General features: G+C 41.0%; 1 protein-coding gene. It reads left to right on the forward strand.

Annotated features, from left to right (window positions below; all coding sequences use genetic code 11):
* The coding region (locus DMP16_RS10225; protein WP_143577220.1) for a xanthine dehydrogenase family protein molybdopterin-binding subunit at nucleotides 1-973 on the forward strand (973 nt) is incomplete at its 5' end.
* Nucleotides 974-986: the final 13 nt, after the last annotated feature.

Consider the following 986-nt stretch of genomic DNA (forward strand, 5'->3'; position numbering starts at 1 on the left):
TGAATTGAAGAAATGGGCTGAAGAAGAGAGGAGAAAAGGACACAGGGTAGGTGTAGGATTAGCGTTTTACTTAGAGGTGTGCAGTTTTGGTCCTTGGGAGTATGCAGAAGTCAGAGTAGATGAAAGAGGAGACGTTTTAATAGTAACCGGCACTACACCACATGGGCAAGGTACTGAAACTGCAATCGCCCAGTTAGTAGCTGATGCCTTCCAAATACCAATCGAAAGGATAAGAGTTATTTGGGGAGATACCGATGCAGTACCTGCCAGCATGGGAACTTATGGCTCAAGATCAGTAACAATAGGTGGTTCCGCAGCGTTAAAAGCTGCCGAGAAGATACTAGATAAAATGAAGAGAATAGCTGCGTCTACTTGGAACGTAGATGTTCAAGAGGTTCAATACGAAAAAGGAGAATTCAAATTGAGGAGTGATCCAAGTAAGAAGATGAGCTGGGATGATGTAGCTAATTTAGCTTACAGAAGTCATGAACCTGGTTTAGTAGAAAAACTGATCTATGAGAATGACGTCACTTTTCCATATGGTGTTCATGTAGCTGTAGTTGAAGTAGATGAAACCGGAATAGCTAGAGTAGTGGAATACAGAGCTTATGATGATATAGGGAAAGTAATTAATCCTGCCTTAGCGGAGTCACAAATCCACGGGGGAGGTGTACAAGCAGTCGGTCAAGCTTTATATGAACAAGCTATACTTAATGAAAACGGTCAGTTAATAGTAAGCTATGCTGATTATTATGTTCCTACAGCAGTGGAATCTCCCAAGTTTACATCAATCTTTGCTGAACAGTATCATACATCCAATTATCCGACAGGTAGTAAAGGTGTTGGCGAAGCTGCGCTAATTGTAGGTCCTGCGGCTATCATTCGTGCGTTAGAAGATGCTGTTGGAGCGAGATTTACCAAAACTCCCACTACACCAGAAGAGATCTTAAAGGTCATTTTAAGTAAGAAATAATATAATTTTTTAA

Source organism: Sulfolobus sp. B1, assembly GCF_007050195.1.
Lineage (GTDB): Archaea > Thermoproteota > Thermoprotei_A > Sulfolobales > Sulfolobaceae > Saccharolobus.